General features: G+C 62.1%; 2 protein-coding genes and 1 pseudogene. 2 read left to right on the top strand and 1 reads right to left on the bottom strand.

Features of this window, described 5'->3' with window-relative positions; genetic code table 11:
• Positions 1-174 precede the first annotated feature (174 nt).
• Positions 175-489, top strand: a complete 315-nt coding sequence (locus NS334_RS18755; protein ID WP_154696363.1) for a hypothetical protein — start codon at positions 175-177, stop codon at positions 487-489.
• A gap of 244 nt (positions 490-733) precedes the next feature.
• Positions 734-928, top strand: a pseudogene (locus NS334_RS19170) (P-type conjugative transfer ATPase TrbB); the annotation flags it as partial.
• Here the strand turns inward: NS334_RS19170 and NS334_RS19455 are convergent.
• Positions 851-1114, bottom strand: a complete 264-nt coding sequence (locus tag NS334_RS19455) for a hypothetical protein (protein WP_428835066.1) — start codon at positions 1112-1114, stop codon at positions 851-853. The pseudogene NS334_RS19170 and the gene NS334_RS19455 overlap by 78 nt on opposite strands.
• Positions 1115-1241: the final 127 nt, after the last annotated feature.

The following is a 1241-nucleotide window of genomic DNA, read 5'->3' as shown; positions in this document are numbered from 1 at the left end:
AACGAACCTCGACGCCAATACTGCGGCGCTTCGGCTCAACGCCTCGATTGGCTTCCGTCGCGTTCCCGGCAGCCTGGAGGTCCGCAAGGCTTTGTCTGCGGTCGATTTCGCTACCTCGGCGAATCCCCGGTAACATAGCTGGCTGCGAACTCCGCGCTGGCCGGGATCGGCTTGATGATGTCGATCAGCACCCCCGTTGGGGTCGCTAGTGATGAAGTGGCGCTGGCCGAAGTCCTCATCGCGCAAGGACAGGAGCATAGGGATCCCGTCGGCAACAACCTGGCCATGCACGGTGTCAACATCGTCGACTTCGAAATTGAGAAGGATGTCAGTCGCGCGTCCGCGGGCGACGTAAGGTCGCTTGGTACTGCGCGCGATCTATCCGATTCCGACGTATTCGCACCCAATGGCAGACGGTCTTTCTTACAAGCGATCCTGGCCATGCGAGTGCCCAGAAGCTCTCTGCGATATGATCGCGGAAGTGATTGAGTACGGGGTTCGAGAGCTACAGCACATTCGAGATATCTCTTTAGCGCCATTGGACGATCTCCAAAGTTGGGCACGCTGACCGGCGAAGGATCGCAAGCTATTCCGCAGGTCCGCCCTTTACCTGTATTTCTACGCTACGGTTCTACGAATGCATTCCCTTGTTGCCGTGCCCACATTTCTGCGTCTTCTACTCCTCCCCGATCCAGGTCCGCTCTTCCGCGGTCCCTTCACTAATGGGGACGACATGGCGGCTTCTCACCAGCGATCCGAGGCGAGCTTACGCGGCGCGCGCATGCTGCGCACTGCACTTGGCCCCGCGATCTCGCGCTTTCTGGAAGATCCTTCAGTCGTCGAGGTGATGCTAAACCCGGGCGGACGGCTCTGGATTGACCGCCTGTCCGAGGGGCTGTCTGATACGGGAGAGTGCCTGTCCGCCGCCTAGGGCGAGCGTATCGTGCGCCTGGTGGCGCATCACGTCGGCGGCGGACAGGCACTCTCCCGTATCAGACAGCCCCTCGGACAGGCGGTCGATCCAGAGCCGCCCGTCGGGGTTGAGCATCACCTCGACGACTGTGGGGTCTTCCAGGAATCCGGCGATGGCGGGGCCGAGCGCGGTGCGCAACATGCGCGCGCCGCGTAAGCTCGCCTCGGATCGCTGGTGAGAAGCCGCCATGTCGTCCCCGTTCGTGAAGGGACCGCGGACGACGGGCCCTGGGACGGGGGTGGGTAGAAGAGGCAGAAATGAGGGCGCG

The organism is Sphingomonas endophytica (assembly GCF_001476895.1).
GTDB classification, from domain to species: Bacteria; Pseudomonadota; Alphaproteobacteria; order Sphingomonadales; family Sphingomonadaceae; genus Sphingomonas; species Sphingomonas endophytica_A.
The sequence above is the reverse complement of the archived record's forward strand: the minus strand, read 5'-3'. Positions and strand labels throughout refer to the sequence as shown.

Excerpts from the sequence above, each read along its gene's own strand:
- NS334_RS18755 (WP_154696363.1), top strand. The coding sequence starts at position 175 with ATGATGTCGATCAGCACCCCCGTTGGGGTCGCTAGTGATGAAGTGGCG.
- NS334_RS19455 (WP_428835066.1), bottom strand. The coding sequence starts at position 1,114 with ATGTTGCGCACCGCGCTCGGCCCCGCCATCGCCGGATTCCTGGAAGAC.